The sequence below is a fragment of the Synergistota bacterium genome, from assembly GCA_021159885.1.
Classification (GTDB): Bacteria; Synergistota; GBS-1; order GBS-1; family GBS-1; genus AUK310.
In genome coordinates, this window is sequence record JAGHDO010000090.1 from 1 (window position 1) to 16,101 (window position 16,101).

Annotated in this window: 16 protein-coding genes; 12 read left to right on the plus strand and 4 right to left on the minus strand. The window is 44.7% G+C overall.

Translation table 11 applies throughout. The annotated features are described in order from the left end of the window. The 4 genes from J7M13_08875 to J7M13_08890 all read right to left on the minus strand — a co-directional run. Positions 1–354, minus strand: a 354-nt coding sequence (locus J7M13_08875; protein MCD6364089.1) for a hypothetical protein, incomplete at its 3' end; no start/stop codon positions are given. 50 nt (positions 355–404) lie between these two features. Further along, positions 405–1,703: a TRAP transporter large permease gene (locus tag J7M13_08880; GenBank protein ID MCD6364090.1), complete on the minus strand. Its 1,299-nt coding sequence runs from the start codon at positions 1,701–1,703 to the stop codon at positions 405–407. Beyond that, complete coding sequence (locus J7M13_08885) at positions 1,700–2,203, minus strand: TRAP transporter small permease (protein MCD6364091.1); 504 nt, start codon at positions 2,201–2,203, stop codon at positions 1,700–1,702. Before J7M13_08885 ends, J7M13_08880 begins: the two co-directional genes overlap by 4 nt. Beyond that, positions 2,200–3,228, minus strand: coding sequence for a TRAP transporter substrate-binding protein (locus J7M13_08890; GenBank protein ID MCD6364092.1), 1,029 nt, complete (start codon positions 3,226–3,228; stop codon positions 2,200–2,202). The genes J7M13_08885 and J7M13_08890 overlap by 4 nt, the downstream gene beginning before the upstream one ends. A 362-nt stretch (positions 3,229–3,590) precedes the next feature. On the opposite strand from J7M13_08890, the gene J7M13_08895 reads away from it, so the two are divergent. From J7M13_08895 to radC, 12 genes are all read left to right on the plus strand, one after another. Continuing rightward, entirely contained in the window at positions 3,591–4,574 is a 984-nt protein-coding gene (locus tag J7M13_08895) for a TAXI family TRAP transporter solute-binding subunit (protein ID MCD6364093.1), read from the plus strand. 74 nt (positions 4,575–4,648) lie between these two features. Next, entirely contained in the window at positions 4,649–6,502 is a 1,854-nt protein-coding gene (locus J7M13_08900) for a TRAP transporter fused permease subunit (protein MCD6364094.1), read from the plus strand. Between the two features lie 6 nt (positions 6,503–6,508). Beyond that, complete coding sequence (gene dapA / locus J7M13_08905; GenBank protein MCD6364095.1) at positions 6,509–7,432, plus strand: 4-hydroxy-tetrahydrodipicolinate synthase; 924 nt, start codon at positions 6,509–6,511, stop codon at positions 7,430–7,432. 23 nt (positions 7,433–7,455) lie between these two features. Further along, on the plus strand, positions 7,456–8,223 hold the full coding sequence (locus J7M13_08910) for an enoyl-CoA hydratase/isomerase family protein (protein ID MCD6364096.1): 768 nt from the start codon (positions 7,456–7,458) through the stop codon (positions 8,221–8,223). 2 nt (positions 8,224–8,225) lie between these two features. Next, complete coding sequence (locus J7M13_08915; protein MCD6364097.1) at positions 8,226–8,831, plus strand: helix-hairpin-helix domain-containing protein; 606 nt, start codon at positions 8,226–8,228, stop codon at positions 8,829–8,831. Then, the gene (locus J7M13_08920; protein MCD6364098.1) at positions 8,828–9,991 is read left to right on the plus strand and encodes a ComEC/Rec2 family competence protein; all 1,164 of its coding nucleotides are present in this window, start codon (positions 8,828–8,830) and stop codon (positions 9,989–9,991) included. Before J7M13_08915 ends, J7M13_08920 begins: the two co-directional genes overlap by 4 nt. Before the next feature lie 25 nt (positions 9,992–10,016). After that, positions 10,017–11,669 carry a single-stranded-DNA-specific exonuclease RecJ gene (recJ, locus tag J7M13_08925; protein ID MCD6364099.1) on the plus strand — a complete coding sequence of 551 codons (1,653 nt, stop codon included), beginning with the start codon at positions 10,017–10,019 and terminating at the stop codon, positions 11,667–11,669. After that, on the plus strand, positions 11,659–12,177 hold the full coding sequence (gene apt / locus J7M13_08930; protein MCD6364100.1) for an adenine phosphoribosyltransferase: 519 nt from the start codon (positions 11,659–11,661) through the stop codon (positions 12,175–12,177). The genes recJ and apt overlap by 11 nt, the downstream gene beginning before the upstream one ends. Continuing rightward, the gene (locus J7M13_08935; GenBank protein ID MCD6364101.1) at positions 12,173–14,335 is read left to right on the plus strand and encodes a bifunctional (p)ppGpp synthetase/guanosine-3',5'-bis(diphosphate) 3'-pyrophosphohydrolase; all 2,163 of its coding nucleotides are present in this window, start codon (positions 12,173–12,175) and stop codon (positions 14,333–14,335) included. Before apt ends, J7M13_08935 begins: the two co-directional genes overlap by 5 nt. Positions 14,336–14,340: 5 nt before the next feature. Next, positions 14,341–14,805 carry a D-tyrosyl-tRNA(Tyr) deacylase gene (dtd, locus tag J7M13_08940; GenBank protein ID MCD6364102.1) on the plus strand — a complete coding sequence of 155 codons (465 nt, stop codon included), beginning with the start codon at positions 14,341–14,343 and terminating at the stop codon, positions 14,803–14,805. Continuing rightward, the gene (locus tag J7M13_08945; protein MCD6364103.1) at positions 14,802–15,431 is read left to right on the plus strand and encodes an MBL fold metallo-hydrolase; all 630 of its coding nucleotides are present in this window, start codon (positions 14,802–14,804) and stop codon (positions 15,429–15,431) included. The genes dtd and J7M13_08945 overlap by 4 nt, the downstream gene beginning before the upstream one ends. Next, entirely contained in the window at positions 15,409–16,101 is a 693-nt protein-coding gene (gene radC / locus J7M13_08950; GenBank protein ID MCD6364104.1) for a DNA repair protein RadC, read from the plus strand. Before J7M13_08945 ends, radC begins: the two co-directional genes overlap by 23 nt.

Consider the following 16,101-nt stretch of genomic DNA (forward strand, 5'->3'; position numbering starts at 1 on the left):
CAGGTTTGTAGCTATTAGCGTTCCATCCATCTTATAGAGTTGAAAGCCACCAAATGAGGGATCGGCTCTCGTAATATTGTTCATTGCCCATATAGCGCTTTCTCCAAGCTCGAGAGCAAGAGCGTTCAAGAATTCGCTTTTTCCACTCCATCCCTTAACGCTTTCAACTTTTTGCTTTAAGAAAGCGTTAAGCTTATCTGTTAGAAAGTCTCCTACCATTTTGAAGGATTTGATTTCAAGACTTTCTACTATCTTCCCGCTGGTATCTATACTCATAAATATAGCAATGCCCGTGGGGACGAGAACGCTCACTAAGACCAGAATCATTATCTTGATCTTGAGGGAGCCTCTCATCGTAGGTATCACCTCCTGATTTTTTACGATGTAGCGCTATAAAAAGTATATCACATCGAGTAAGGGAGTATCAAAGCTATCCGAGGGAAAAGGATTAGGAGAAAGACGGCTAAAATAAGTGAAACGAAGAAAGGGGTGATACCCTTAAAAATTCTTTCTATGGGAATTTCCGGGAAGATTCCCTTTATGACGTATGCATTTATTCCCACCGGTGGCGTTATAACACCTATCTGGGTTAAAAGCACGATTAAAACGCCGAACCATATGGGATCGTATCCCAAGCTTAAAATAACAGGATAGAATATTGGTACGGTTAGAAGTATCAGCGCCAGAGCGTCCACAAAGCATCCTCCTACAACATATATGGCTACTATGAGCATCATCGCCAGCATGGGGTGGTTTTCGAGACTCATAAGCCAGCTCTGAAGGCTTTGAGGAATTTTGGTTATAGCCAAAAAATGCCCGAAGACCGATGCTCCAGCAACCACGAATATTATCATGCATGATATACGCACGCTTTCAGAAAGCGCACGCTTTATTCCTTCCCATGAAATCGTTCCTCTTAAAAGAGAAGTTATGGTTATGAGACCCGTTCCTACTGCGCCCGCTTCAACTGGAGTGAAAATTCCGCCGAGAAGCCCTCCCACTACAGATATAAATATCAGGAGAACCTCTGATATGCTGAGCAGGGCTTTTAACCTTTCTTTCCATGCTTTTTTGGGATTTCGTGGTGCTATTCTGGGTTCTATTTTCATCCAAATGTAGATAGCTATTGAGAACAACGATGTTAATATCAAGCCTGGAATTATTCCAGCGATAAAAAGCTTTCCTATAGATTGCTGTGTCAGTATTCCGTAGATAACGAAGATCACGCTGGGAGGAATCATAATTCCGAGGCTTCCTCCAGCTGCCACGCTTCCTGCTGCTAAGGATTCATCGTATCCGTATCTTTTCATTTCTGGCAAAGCTACCATAGCCATGGTGGCGGTTGAGGCATTTGTGGAGCCGCATATAGCGGCGAATCCGGCACTTGCCCATATTGTCGCTATTGCCAGTCCTCCGGGGAGGTGTCCCAGTAATGCGTTGGAGGTGTCATACAGCCTTTTGCTCATGCCTGAGCTGTAAGCTATTTGTCCCATGAGGACAAATAGCGGGATCACTGCCAGAGTATAGGAGTTAAAGGCAGATGCGAAATCTACTACGAGGAGTTTCATAGCGGCGTGAAGGGAAACGAAAGCGCTAAAGCCGATAAAACCTACGAGTGCCATCGCTACTGCTACTGGAACCTTTAGAAAAAAGAGCAGAAGGAGGAAGATAACCGCGATTGTTCCTGATGATATCGGACTCAAGCCTTCTCCCTCCCAAGCTTAACCTCAGAAGGCTTCATTAGCTTAGTTGGTTTTATCACCATTCTCAGGGTTTTCAGGCTTTCGCTCAGAAAAGCAAGCCCCGCGATTAAGCCGATGGTTAAGTAAACGGGATACAGAGGTATACCGAGGGTCATCGAGGTTTCTCCAGAGATGTACGAGCTCGCTCCGGAGGAGAGCATACCCACGCTGAGTATAAAGAGGAAAGCCAAGGTTATAATGCGCGAGACGGCGTTGACGAAAGGTATAAAGTGCTTTGGAAAAATCCTATCTGCTATATCCACGCTTATTTGCTCGCCGTTCTGGAAGCTCTTTAATACGGCGAGCGAAATCATTATCGAGGTCAAAAATTCCACTATGTCATAGCTTCCTGGAACCGGTGATCTAAATATTCTCAAGATCACATCAACGCATATCAGCGTGGTGGTAAATCCGAGCAGAGCACCCGAGGCAAGATTTAGGACTTCACCAAGTACTTTCATTTTTCAGAACTCCCTTCCATTATAAGCTTTTTGAGGGCTTTTACGCATTTTCTCCCAGGAAATCCCTTTTTCTCCAGCTCTTTTGCATATTCTTCTATGACTGGTCTTACTCTCTTAACCCATCTTGCGCTTTCCTCTTTTGAGAGATATATAAACTTGTTTCCTAAGCTCTCAGCGTAAGCCTTCCCTTCCCTGTCGCTTTCGTCCCAAGCTTCGCCATGTTTCTTTATCCATTTTTGGCTTACTGTCTCAAATATCTTCTTTATATCTGCGGGGAGCATTTCCCATTTTTTCAGGTTCATTATCACGTACATTCCGGTTGTGTATCCAATGTTGGTGCACATGATCGTGTATTTAACCACTTCAGCTTGTCTCCATCCCTTTAACACTTCCATAGGGGCAAAAGTTGCTTCTACCACGCCTCTCTGAAGAGCTTCGTATGCCATTCCTTGGCTCATGGCTATAGGAGTGGCCCCCAAGGCTTTTGCTACCTTCGCGCTGAATCCCGTTGTTCTTATCTTGACCCCTTTAAGATCCTCAAGCTTGGTTATCCTAACCTTGGAGTGAAGTAGACCCGGTCCATGGGCATGAAGATAAAGGACCTTTACCTGCGAAAGCTCCTTGGGTTTGAACATTTGATAGTATTTGTTTATGACTTTGGTTGCGGTTATCGCGTTAGGATACCCCATTGGCAGGTCAACTGCGCCCATTATGGGAAATCTTCCGCTTGTGTAAGCAAAACAGGACATTCCTATATCCGCTACGCCGTTTAAAACTCCATCGAATATATTGGGTCCTTTAAGCAATGATCCTCCGGGATAGTAGGTTATTTTCACGCTTTCCTTGCTTTGGATTTCTATTTCTCTGATCCAGTCTTCCGCGAGCTTGGATTGCACATGTGATGGAGGGAAGAAGTTAGCATATGTAAGCTTTATAATGGTTTTCCCGCTTGCGATGCCGATTCCCGCATTTCCCCAGATTAAAGCCATTATCGCGATAAGAACCGCTCTCTTAAGCTTTTTCATTTTTAAAGACCTCCTTTTATTTTGAGGGTATGGAATTATAAAAAAAGCCGCCACCGGGAAAGGTGGCGGCTTTAATTGCCCTTTGCTCGGAGGGGCTTTACCCCATCGTGAGCACAGCCAGCCTTTCCCGCATCCTGGCGGGCTTAAGGTAGTAATAATAATAGCGATAACCGAAACTATGGAGTTTACTGGCTGCGCTCTGTGAAAGCAATTGATTTCCCCCCTTTTAGGAGAATTTATAACACATAGTTGGTGGGATGTCAATATTTCATGGAAGGGAAAATTTGACATTTAGAAGTTCTGCTTTTATCATCTTATCTTAGACGAATATCGCATATCTCGGGTGGGAGGTGAAAGCGCGCATGAGGGTGAAAAGACTTGTGGTAATGGGAGTTTTGATCGGTGTGCTTGCCATTACCCTCGTGGCTTCTCCGGCTCTATCTGCTAAGAAGTTTATAACTATAGCTTCTGGTCCCGTTGGCGGTGAATGGTACATATTAGGAGGTATTCTTGGAGAGATAGTTAAAGAGATTGCGCCGGGAAGCAAGGTTATGGTTAGAACGGGGGGATCTTTATCTAACCTATCTACCGTTAATATGGGAAAAGCCGATATAGGGATAACCCAGGATCGTCTGTTTTATGAGGCACGTAATGGAATGGGAGCTTTTAAGGGAAGAGAACCCTTTAAGAATGTTGAGGGGCTTTGCTATCTTGCTGATATATACATGGGTGTCTTCTTAGTCAGGGCTGATTTTCCAATTAATTCCATTGACGAGATAAAGGAAAAGAAAATAGCTATAAGACTTGTGACTGCTCCGAAAGCCTCCTCTCCTTCTAAGGCTACCGAGAGGGTTCTTGAGGCTTATGGCATAAAACCAGAGGATCTCAAAGCGTGGGGTGGAAGCATTAGCTATGTTTCATATTCAGAAGCAAGTTCGCTTATAAAGGATGGACATGCTGATGCATATTGTGGTCCTATTCTTCCTGCCATAGTTGAGCTTTCTACCGTCCGTAAGCTTAAGCTCCTTCCGCTGAAGAAATCCGTTATAGATTATCTGGTAAAGAAATATAAGTATGGAAGGGCAGTTATTCCGAAAGGGGCATACTATTTCGTTAAGCAGGATACGGAGACCATAACCGAGTCACCCATTATCATCGTTAATAAGAAGTTGAGTGAGGATTTCGTGTATGAGCTTACCAAGGCTATCTGTGCACAACCTGATAGAATACGTCAATCAGGGAAAACCTATAGAAACTTTGATCCTGAGAAAGCTCCGAATATACATGGTGGGCCCATTCATCCTGGAGCTCTCAGATACTATAAGGAGTGTGGTTGGATCAAATGAGATGCAATCTGTAGCGCTCAAGGGGAGTTAGGGAGGTACCCCTGGCTCCCCTTTTTCTTTAAGGGGGTGTTAACTTGCGCTGGGTTATTTATGTAACCTCGGTGCTTCTTATTTCGTTTCACATATATACCGCCGCGTTTGGTTCGTTTATAGCTCAGCTTCAAAGAAGCTTTCACCTGACGTTAGCGGGAATATTGGGGTTCTTGTTTTATCCTGCCCTTAGAGGGAAAAAGATTGGAAAGCTTGATCTTATTCTATCTGCTCTCTCCGGAGTAGCTTTTGGTTATATTGCGCTAAACTGTAATAGAATAGCGGAAAGGGAATCTCTGGTTAGCTACCTCTCACCGCTTGATCTTTTAATAGGTGCGCTCGTGATAATTCTCGTTATAGAGCTCGCGAGAAGAACTGTTGGATGGGTTCTGAGCTTTGTAGCAGCATTATCACTGGCTTATGCTTATTTTGGTCCGCATCTTCCGGACATCATAGCACATCCCGGAATTTCCTTAAGGGATATCATTGACTATCAGGTATATGGTTTAGATGGTATCTACTCTATCCCTCTTGGTGTTTCCTCAACTTATATAGTTTTATTTATAATCTGGGGAACCGTCATGGAATATTCTAAGACCGGGGATCTAATAATGGATCTCGGAAAGCTATTCGCGGGTAAGTTTCGCGGAGGTCCAGCTAAGGTTGCTTGTATAACTTCTGCTCTTTTTGGATCCCTTTCAGGGAGCGCCGCTGCAAACGTTTATGCTACGGGCACCTTTACTATACCTATGATGGTGAAGATCGGATATAAGCCTGCTACTGCAGGAGCAGTTGAAGCAGTTGCATCAACAGGAGGACAGATAATGCCTCCCGTTATGGGAGCGGCAGCCTTTCTCATGGCGGAGTGGCTTGGGGTTCCATATATAACGATATGTAAAGCTGCGCTTTTACCTGCCATTTTTTACTACATAGCTTTAATCTTTATTCTCGATTTTGAAGCGGCAAAGCTCGGAATAAGAGGTATGAGTAGTGAGGAAATACCCTACTGGAGAGATGTCCTTAAGAGAATTTATCTTTTAGTTCCCTTGGTCTTTTTCATTATAGTTTTGATTAAAGGGTATACCCCTTTTAGAGCGGCTTTTTTCGCGATCCTTATGAGCTTTGCCTTAAGCTTCCTGAGGAAAGATACCATGCTTACTTCCCGCAAGCTTCTTGATGTAGCTGTGGTTTCCGCGAAGAGAACGGTTATGATAGCTTCCGCCTGTGCAGCGGCGGGCATAGTTATAGGAATAATAACTCTTACTGGTATAGGGTTGTCTCTCTCAAGTATAATTCTTCTTCTATCGGGCGGAAAGCTCTTTTTAAGTCTCCTGCTTATAATGATTTGTTGCATAATAATGGGTATGGGAACTCCTACAACGGTCGCTTACGTTATAGTAGCCACCCTTGCGGTTCCTACCATGGGGAAGCTTGGCTTTTCTTCTATTCCAGCTCACTTATTTGTCTTTTACTTCGCGGTTATCTCCATGATAACGCCGCCGGTGGCTATAGCGGCTTATGCAGCCGGCGAGATAGCCAAAGAGGATCCCATGAGGATTGGCTTTACCGCCATGAAAATAGCCCTTCCGGTCTACATTATTCCTTATGTTTTTCTGTTTGATAGGAGCTTGTTGCTTGAGGGATCCCTTACCGGAATAGCTTTCAGAGCTTGCGCCACGTTTCTGAGCGTTTTGGTCTTTGCCGGAGGAGTTGCTGGTTGGTTTTTCGGTAATATAGGATGGGTATGGAGAAGCTTGCTTTTAATGACGTTTCTTCTCATAAATATTCCCTTGGGGAGGATAACCGTGCTTGGCCTCGCGCTGGGGCTCATTTTAACTGCTTTTCTTTTCCTCAAATCAAGGAGAGGGAAAGCGATAACAATGGGTAAAGGAGGGTGATGGTTAATGAGTGTGGGAAAGACGCTTAATCCCACGGGATCCTGGGTTGCAGTTATTACTCCATTTACGCCAGATGATAAGGTAGATATAAAAGGGTTTGAAAAGCTCGTTGATTTCCATGTTGCTAATGGTACAGATGGGCTAATATTTATGGGATCTACGGGAGAATCTACCTCTCTCTCAATGGAGGAAAAGAAGGAGATAATCTCAGCTATGGTGGATTATTGTAAGGGGAAGATCCCTGCCATATTTGGCGTTACGTGTTCTACCACAAGGGATACTATAAAGCTTGCTGAATTTGCGGAGGCTCAGGGAGCGGATGGCATAATGTTGACCGTTCCATCCTATCTTATTCCTCCACAGGATGCTCTCTATGAATATTTTTCTGAAGTTGCAAGATCTGTTTCCATCTCCGTGACCCTTTATAACAATCCTGGCAGAGTCGTTGCGAATATTCAGCCCGATACCATAGCTCGTCTTGCCGAGATTCCCAATATAGTTGCTGATAAGGAGGCGGTTCCGAGTGTAAGTCATATTACCGATGTTTTACGCAAGGTGAACGGTAGGATAAATGTTTTGTGCTGTGATTCCCCAAAGTTCGATCTTATAATGCCGCTTCTCGCTATGGGAGGACATGGGACAGCTAATGTTGCGGGGAATATAATACCCCGCGAAATGGCTGAGCTTTCAAGGCCGTGGAAGGGATGGGACGATGTCGTTAAGGCGAGAGAGCTCTTCTTTGAGTACAAGCGAGTGATGGAAGTTCTCTACTCAGTTATAAACCCCGTTCCGGTTAAGGCAGCAGTCGGTCTTTTGGGTCTTCCTGCTGGTAATCCAAGACCTCCTCTGCAACCTATGAAGGGAGAAAAGCTTGAGATTCTCAAAAAGCTTTTAGAGGATCTTAAGCTTAGGGAGAAGTATGGCTTATAAGGGAAATGAGGAGTGCTTATAATATGGAGATCTTGAGGGAAGTTAAGCCCCCTATTGGTTTCCTAACCCTAAATAGACCGGAATCCTTGAATACCTTTAACGTTCCTTTAGCAAAAGGGCTTAATCGGACACTTGCTGAGTTCGATGAGCATCCCGATGTAAGGGTTGTGGTCATAAGGGCGGAAGGGAGAAATTTTTCAGCGGGTATAGATCTTAATGAGTTTTTTGACAAAGATGTGAGGTCTCTGCGCGAATTTATTAGGCTAATGGATATGCATAATCATACTATAGTTAACATGAAAAAGCCGGTAATTGCTTCTGTTAGGGGATATGTGCTTGCTAATGGTGCGGGATTGACCTTGGCAAGCGACTTTGCTATAGCCTCTGAAAACGCTAAGATAGGAACTACGGCTATAAAAGTTGGTCTTGCCTGTCTTGGTCCCGGCGTTGTACTCGCAAGGTGCGTTGGACGTAAGAAAGCGCTTGAGATGGTGCTTCTGGGAGACTGGATAGATGCTCAAGAGGCTCTTCGCTTAGGAATCGTTAACAGAGTTGTTCCAGATGACAAGCTGGAGGAAGAGACAGAGAGATTTGCTCTGGAGCTTGCGGAGAAAAATCCGCTTGCTTTGGAGCTCGCTAAGAGATGTATTTATGCTTCTGAAGATCTTCCCTATAGGCGAGCTTTAGACTACGCGAGTGAACTTTTTGCCTTTTTGGCGGAAACCGATGATGCCAGGGAAGGCATTAGAGCTTTTCTCGAAAAAAGAAAACCGATCTGGAGAGGAAAGTAAAGATGTTTTCAGAAGGACAAAGAAAAGGGCTTCTATGGATATTTGTAGTTATTATGGCAGCTGGGCTGGCTTTTCATCTCTATGATAGGCTGACCCCAGCTCCCGGCGGGGTCAGCCTTAAAGTTGAGCGTGAGAGCGGGCCTTTGAAATCGGAGAAGACTTTAAGTTTGACGAGGATTTACGTTCACCTTTGTGGTGCGGTTAATAAGCCTGGCGTTTATGGAGTTCCTGAAGGGTGTAGGCTGTTTGAGGTCTTGAAGCTTGCTGGGGGACTCGCTCCAGATGCAGATGGAAACGCCGTTAATCTCGCTCGTGTGGTTAAGGATGGAGAGAGGGTTTACATCCCAAGGTTAGGTGAAAAAGGAAGAAGGCAGGAAACCATTGGGTCGTCTTTTTTATCTCATGGAGATGGGAAGAGGACTATAAACGTGAATACGGCTACGAGGGAGGAGCTTGAGAAGTTACCTGGCATCGGTAGGGTAATAGCAGATAGAATAGTTAAATATAGGGCTCGACATGGATTCTTTAAATCCCCCAAAGATCTTCTTCGAGTGAAGGGGATAGGAAAAAGAAAGCTTGAGAAGATAAGGAGCATGATAAGCTTTTGAGAGGATATCCGCTTCTCTGGGCGTTTTTATTTTTCAGCGGTGGGATCGCTTATACCTATTTTTTCACCATAAATCTCGCCTTGCTTCTTTTTCTGTGTGGTATGGCTAGTCTTATATCGCTTAGGAAGAAATTCTTTATTCTTGTTTTTATTTTCCTTGTAGGCGTATTCTACTCTCAGGCTCGTTTTTCCTCTTATCTTCCTGGGAAAGAGAGCGTCATTAAGGGGACTTTTGATATCCAGGGACATTTAGCATATTCGAAGAAAATAAATGTTTATGTAGACAGATACCTTAAGGATGGAAAATACTATATCAAGGGTGATCTCACGGAAATACCTCAGGGTCTGAAATCGTACCTATGGGCGAGGGGCTTTTATCACGGATTAAAGCTTTCGCACTTCAAGCTTTTGGCTTTAAAACGTTCGTTTTTTCGTGAGCGACTGTGGGAGCTTTACCCGGATGATGTTGCGGGTTTTCTCTATGGTGCCATATTCGGAGATAAGCGGAATATACCTCGGTTTGTGAAAGAGAATATCTATCGCTCTGGATTAGGGCACTTGCTTGCTGTTTCTGGGCTCCATGTTGGTTTAATTGCGGGAGTCGTATGGTTGCTTTTAGGATCTTTTGGCCTGTCCCCGCGTGGAATTTTTATTCTCGTCATTGCGTTTCTTTCCGGTTATCTTCTTCTGATAGGATTTCAACCTTCTGCGATAAGGGCTTTTATGCTCTTTACTTTTTACGGTATCGGGAAGATAATGGGCTTTAGGGTTAATCCCGTTAACGCGCTTGGCGCATCGGGCTTGCTCCTTGAGATCTGGAATCCATTTGTTGCCTGGGATGCTGGCTTTCAACTTTCGTTTACCGCTTTTTTCTTCATAGCTCTGTCTCTCGAATTAGGGCTGAGTCCCTTTCTTCTATATGCTTCTCCTCAAATTGGCGTTCTTCCAATAATAGCGCTGCGCTTTGGTTATCTTCCTCTTGCTTCCTTAATTTCTAATTTTATAGCGATTCCAGTTTTTTCCATAGCGCTTCCTCTTGCCGTTCTATCTCTTGTTCCACTTATCGGCGAGTTTCTCGCTCCTATGGTGACCTTTTTGATCGAGCTAATATTTTTCATCTCGCTCTTGTTTTTAAAACTATTCCCTTCGCTTAATCTCTGATATAATCTTTTTGAGGTGAAGAGCTTTGGGGTGGGTTTTAAAAAGCGTCGATCCTTTTAAGAGAAACTTACTGAGCTGGAAGTTTGGAATATCTCCCATAACCGCTTCCGTTTTGATAAATAGAGGGATTTGTGATGAGGATGATGTTGAGCTTTTTCTTTATCCTGCTCTCGATAAGCTTCACGACCCCTTTGAAATGAAGGGAATCCGTGAGGGAGTTCAAAGAATAAGAGACGCTTTGAATAGAGGGGAGAAGATACTTATATATGGTGATTATGATGTCGATGGTGTGAGCGCGACTGCAGTCCTTCTTCTTGGTCTTAAGGAGTTTTTTAAGGAAAAGGTCAGCTATTTTATTCCCCATAGGGTTAAAGAAGGCTATGGACTTCACGGAGAGATCGTAAAATATGCGAGAGACAAGGGTTTTTCCCTAATTATAACGGTTGACTGCGGTATAAAAGGGGGTAATGTCGTTTCAGAGGGGCGTAAGATGGGGCTCGATTTCATAATAACGGACCATCATCTTCCGGGTGAGGAACTTCCGGAAGGAGCCATAGTCATAGATCCTCACCAACCGGGATGTGATTATCCTTTTAAGGAGCTTGCGGGAGTTGGAGTGGCATGGAAGCTTATATCCGCCTTTCTTGGGAAGCCTTACCTCGATGTTCTTGATCTTGTTGCTATAGGAACCATAGCGGATCTTGTTCCCTTAAGGGGTGAGAATAGAATTCTTGTTAAGGAAGGTTTAAAGCTTCTTAATCCCCCATCGAGGCCTGGTTTAAGAGAGCTTCTTAGGGAGGCGGGGGTTAAGCCTTCAAGAAGGATAGACGAGTGGGTTATTGGCTTCATTATAGCGCCGAGATTAAACTCTGCGGGAAGGATGGATATAGCTGATATTAGTGTTAAGCTTCTTACCACTGCTTCTCTGGTTAAAGCGAGGAAGCTTGCAGGTGAGCTTAATGGTTTAAACTCTAAAAGAAAGAGTATAGGAGACAGGATTCTCTCTGAGGCTGAGGAAGAGCTTTCAGATGAACCGATCATATTTCTGTACGAGGAAGATTGGCATCTCGGCGTTCTTGGAATAGTGGCTTCAAGACTTGTTGAGAAGTATGGTAAACCCGCTTTCCTGATGTGTGGGAGTGGGGATAGGGTTAAAGGCTCTGCGAGAGGGCTGGAGGGTTTCAGGATTGATGAGGCTCTTGGGTATTGCGCTGATCTACTTGAAGCTTATGGTGGTCATGAGATGGCCGGTGGGTTCTCACTCTTCAGAGAAAATGTAGACAGTTTCAGAGAGAAACTACTGCGTTTTGCGTCTCGGAAAAGCTTTGTGGGTGAGGATATGTGTTGGATAGATGGGCATTTAACTGCGAGAGATTTGACCCTTTCCTTAGCGCGTGAGCTTTCGAGTTTATCTCCTTGGGGAAAGGGTAATCCACAACCGATCTTTTTGATGGAGAATGTCATCCTTCAAAGAAGCTCTCCTTCGAACGGGCATTTCTTTAAGGCTATAAAGGATGGAGTGGTCTTTGACGTCTTTTCCTGGAAACATAACGTTTCACTCCCCGAGGGAAAAAGAGTTTCTCTTCTTGGTTTCTGGGGAGTGGATGGGTGGACAGGTTTACCCTGCTTCAGGGTTGAAGATATTCTCAATGGGGGTGAGTCTCTTGATAGATCTTAAGGAGAAGATAAGATCTATTCCCGATTTTCCTAAGAAGGGAGTTCTGTTTAGGGATATTACCACGCTCATAAAGGAAAAGGATGCTTTTAAAGAGGCTTTAGAGCGTATGGCTAAACCCTTTAAAGAGGAGAGTATAGATAAGATTGTTGCCGTGGAATCCAGAGGATTTATCTTTGGAGCCCCTCTGGCTTACATTCTGGGAGCTGGATTCGTCCCTATTAGAAAATTTGGCAAACTCCCTGCTGAGAAGATATCCGAGACATGCACTTTGGAATATGGTGAGGAGCATCTTGAGATTCACGTTGACGCTATATCTAAGGGGGAGGAAGTTCTTATAGTTGATGATCTCCTTGCAACTGGTGGAACCACGCTTGCGTCAAAGAGGCTCGTCGAGAGGCTTGGAGGGGAGGTGGTTGCTGTTGTATTCCTCATTGAGCTCAGAGACCTCAACGGAAGAGAAACACTGGAAAGAGAAGGATGCAAAGTTTACAGCATCATCCAATATTGATTCTCCCGTAAAAAAGGAATATGAGACTCTTCTTGAGACGTTAAGGCGGAGACAGGAAGAGGCCGATTTTCAGCTTATAGATAAGGCCTTTTCCTTCGCTGCAAAGTTTCATGAGGGGCAGAAGCGTCTCTCGGGTGAACCATATATGGTTCACCCAGTGGCAGTTGCTCGCATTCTCGCTGAGCTTGGAATGGATGATGAAGCCATTGCAGCGGCGCTTCTACATGATGTTCTTGAAGATACTCCTTGCTCTCGTGAGGAGTTGGAGAGGGAGTTTGGTAGCAGGGTAGCTCTTCTCGTCGAAGGAGTGACCAAATTGTCCTTAATTCCCTTTAAGGATAGAAGAGCTTATCAGGTTGAGAACCTGCGGAAGATGTTCCTCGTTATGGCACGTGATATACGGGTTGTGATAATAAAACTTGCAGATAGGCTTCATAATATGAGGACTATAGAGTACCTGCCTCAGGAAAAGAAAAAGAGAATAGCTAAGGAAACCCTTGAAATTTATGCTCCCTTAGCTCATCGGCTTGGGATATATTGGGTTAAGTGGGAGCTGGAGGATCTCTCCTTTAAGGTTTTGAACCCGGATATGTATGAGATGATAGCTAAGCACGTGATGAGAACGAGAAAAGACAGGGAGAGATATATAGATGAGGTAAAAAGGATACTGCTTCGTGAGCTTGAAAAGACAGGGATAAACGCCTTCATTCAGGGAAGGCCTAAGCACTTCTATAGCATTTACCAAAAGATGAAGAGGAAGAACTTGAGTCTTGATGAGGTTATGGACCTTCACGCTGTTAGGGTCATAGTTAATACCGTTACGGAGTGTTATACGGTTCTTGGGGTTGTTCATAGCCTCTGGAGGCCAATCCCTGGGCAGTTTGATGATTATATTGCTATGCCGAAGTCTAACATGTATCAATCTCTTCATACCACCGTGGTTGGTCCTGGAGGAGAACCGCTTGAGGTTCAGATAAGAACATGGGAGATGCATAGAGTAGCCGAGTATGGGATAGCCGCTCACTGGAGGTACAAAGAGGGAAAAAGGAAGATAGATGCGGTCGAGGAAAAGATTGCATGGTTTAGACAGTTACTTGAGTGGCAGAAGGATATAATTAACGTTAGCTCAGAGGAGTTTAAGGATATCCTGGATGCAGAGCTTTCTTCCATCGAGGAAGTCTATGTCTTCACTCCCAAAGGGGATATTCTCGTTCTACCCAAGGGATCTACACCAGTTGATTTCGCATACGCTATCCACACCGAGGTCGGGAATAGATGTGTAGGTGCCATAGTTAATAATAGGATCGTTCCCTTAGATTACGAGCTTAAGACCGGAGAGATAGTTAGAATATTAACATCATCTCATGGAAATCCAAGCAGGGACTGGCTTAGCTTCGTTAAGACCTCAAGGGCTAGAACTAAGATAAGACAATGGCTCAGGAGGAAGGAAAAGGGAGAAAGAGAGGCGCATCTTAAGAAGGGAAGGGAAATGCTCGTTAAAGAGCTGAGGCAGAGAGGAGCAGAGGAGCAAAGGGTTCTAACCAGTGCGAGGCTAAATGAAATCGCTAAGGAATTTGGATTCTTAGGCGAAGAGGATCTTTTGGTCAGGATAGGAGAGGGGACTCTATCCCTGGGAAGCGTGCTTCAGAAGCTCCTTGGGGTGCGTAGCTTGGGTGAGGAGAGGGAGGAAAAGGAAGAGAGGAAAAAGAAGCCAGCTTCTCCTTTAAACGTCAAGGTTGAGGGTGTAGAGGGGATACAGGTTAATCTTGCTAAGTGCTGTAATCCGATTCCAGGTGATGAAATAATAGGGTATATAACGAAGGGAAGGGGTATAACCGTTCATAGGAAAACCTGTAAGGCGATAAGAGGACTTGATCCAAGCAGGTTCATAAACGTGTGGTGGGATGGGGTTGGAGATGAGACGTTTCCCGTCAAGGTCAGGATTGAGGCCTTTGATAGACCTGGTCTGGTGGCTGACATATCAAGGGAAATCGCCTCGGTGGGCATTAATATAGATTCTATGATAGCCAAAGTTCAACCGAGTGGTATGGTTGATATATCTTTAACTATGCGCGTAAAAAGTCTTCATTTTCTTTATAATCTTTTTGGTAAGATTAGGGACATAAGAAGCGTCGTTAGAGTGCACAGGGAGGGATAAAGAGATTGAGAGCTTTGATACAGAGAGTAAAGAAGGGAGCGGTTTACGTAGATGACAGAAAACTTGGGGAAATAGGCAAGGGTTTTGTGATTTTGCTTGGCGTTGGTCGGGAAGACGAAGCTGAGGACTTGGATTACCTCGTTGACAAGATCGTTAATCTGAGGGTCTTTTCAGATGAAAATGGAAAGATGAACATCTCTTTGCTCGATATAGGTGGAGAAGCGCTTGTTGTCTCTCAGTTCACGCTCTATGCTGACTGCAGAAGGGGTAGAAGACCGAGTTTTACCAGGGCAGCTCCCCCTGAGAAGGGAAAAGAGATGTACGAGGCTTTCATTGAGAGAATTAGAGAGAAAGGAGTAAAGGTTGAAACGGGGGAGTTTGGTGCTATGATGCTTGTCGAAATTCACAATGATGGTCCCGTCACCATACTTCTGGATAGCGAAGACAGAAAGAGGTCGAGAAAAGGATGATCCTTAAGAGATGGATTCTCGGTGATCTTGAGTCCAACACTTACCTCCTAATAGATGACAGCGAGGGAAAAGCTATAGTTATCGATCCTGGTGGTGATCCATCTCCCATCATCGATTTTCTTCAGGAAAGTGGTGCAGATCTCCTTTATATACTTAATACGCATGGACACGCAGATCATATAGCGGGGAACGGCGCTCTAAAGGAGGCATTTCCCCAAGCGAAAATTCTCATACATGAAAATGATGCCTGCATGCTTACCTCTCCCGCGATAAACCTTTCAGTATGGTTGGGTAAAGTGGTGGTCTCTCCGGAGGCTGATGGGTACTTAAGCGAGGGGGATGAGATTGAGGTCGGTTCTCTTAAGCTTGAAGTCATACATACGCCGGGGCATACCGCGGGGAGCGTTTGCCTTTATCTGAAAGGGGAGAGCATTCTCTTTTCAGGAGATACGCTCTTTTATAGATCCGTTGGCAGGACAGATTTCCCTGGCGGATCGTGGGGGGCTTTGATAAGCTCCATAAAGGAGAAGCTCTTTAAATTGCCACTTTCGACACGCGTTTGTCCTGGACATGGCGATGAGACGTCCATAGGTGAGGAGATGTATGAAAACCCGTTCCTCATTTAGGTTTAGACCCGAGGCTGAAAAGCCGAGAGAGAAACTCAGACTCTATGGCGAAGGAGCACTTTCAGAGGCGGAGCTTCTTGCGATAATATTAAGAACAGGAGCTTCTGGGATAAGCGTTCTTGAGCTTTCGGAGAGGATGCTTAACTTTTTTGGAGGGTTAAGTGGGGTTTTAAACGCGACCCTCGAGGAACTTCAGAATGTTGAGGGGGTTGGTTTGGCTAAGGCTTGTCAGATAGTGGCAGTGGCGGAGATTCTCAGGAGAGTTCAAAGAAACACGCTACAGCCGGAGGTAAAGATATCCAACCCCCTTGAGGCTTATAGGATTCTCAAGGGGGTATTTTCTGCAGAGAGGGAAGAAGTCTATGTTCTGCTTCTGGACGCAAGAGGTCACTTGATGGGCTTAAGAAAAGTAGGTCAGGGCACCCTAAATGAGGCTCCATTTTATCCGAGGGAGATAATAGCGGTTGCGCTAAAGGCCAACGCTTCAAGGATAATAATTTCTCATAACCATCTCTCGGGGGATCCGTTTCCAAGCGTGGAAGATGAGGTTTTAACTAAGAAGCTTAAAAGACTCGCTTCGGAAATGGGGGTGCGCCTGGATGATCATATTATAGTGGGTAAAAAGTGCTTCTATAGCTTTTCGAGGAGAGGGATTCTTGAGGAGGGATAG

Bases quoted from the DNA above. Each gene is read 5' to 3' on its own strand.
- J7M13_08915 (MCD6364097.1), top strand. From the start codon at position 8,226: ATGTTTTCAGAAGGACAAAGAAAAGGGCTTCTATGGATATTTGTAGTT.
- J7M13_08885 (MCD6364091.1), bottom strand. From the start codon at position 2,203: ATGAAAGTACTTGGTGAAGTCCTAAATCTTGCCTCGGGTGCTCTGCTC.
- J7M13_08945 (MCD6364103.1), top strand. From the start codon at position 14,802: ATGATCCTTAAGAGATGGATTCTCGGTGATCTTGAGTCCAACACTTAC.
- J7M13_08910 (MCD6364096.1), top strand. From the start codon at position 7,456: ATGGAGATCTTGAGGGAAGTTAAGCCCCCTATTGGTTTCCTAACCCTA.
- J7M13_08895 (MCD6364093.1), top strand. From the start codon at position 3,591: ATGAGGGTGAAAAGACTTGTGGTAATGGGAGTTTTGATCGGTGTGCTT.
- dapA (MCD6364095.1), top strand. From the start codon at position 6,509: ATGAGTGTGGGAAAGACGCTTAATCCCACGGGATCCTGGGTTGCAGTT.
- radC (MCD6364104.1), top strand. From the start codon at position 15,409: ATGAAAACCCGTTCCTCATTTAGGTTTAGACCCGAGGCTGAAAAGCCG.
- J7M13_08890 (MCD6364092.1), bottom strand. From the start codon at position 3,228: ATGAAAAAGCTTAAGAGAGCGGTTCTTATCGCGATAATGGCTTTAATC.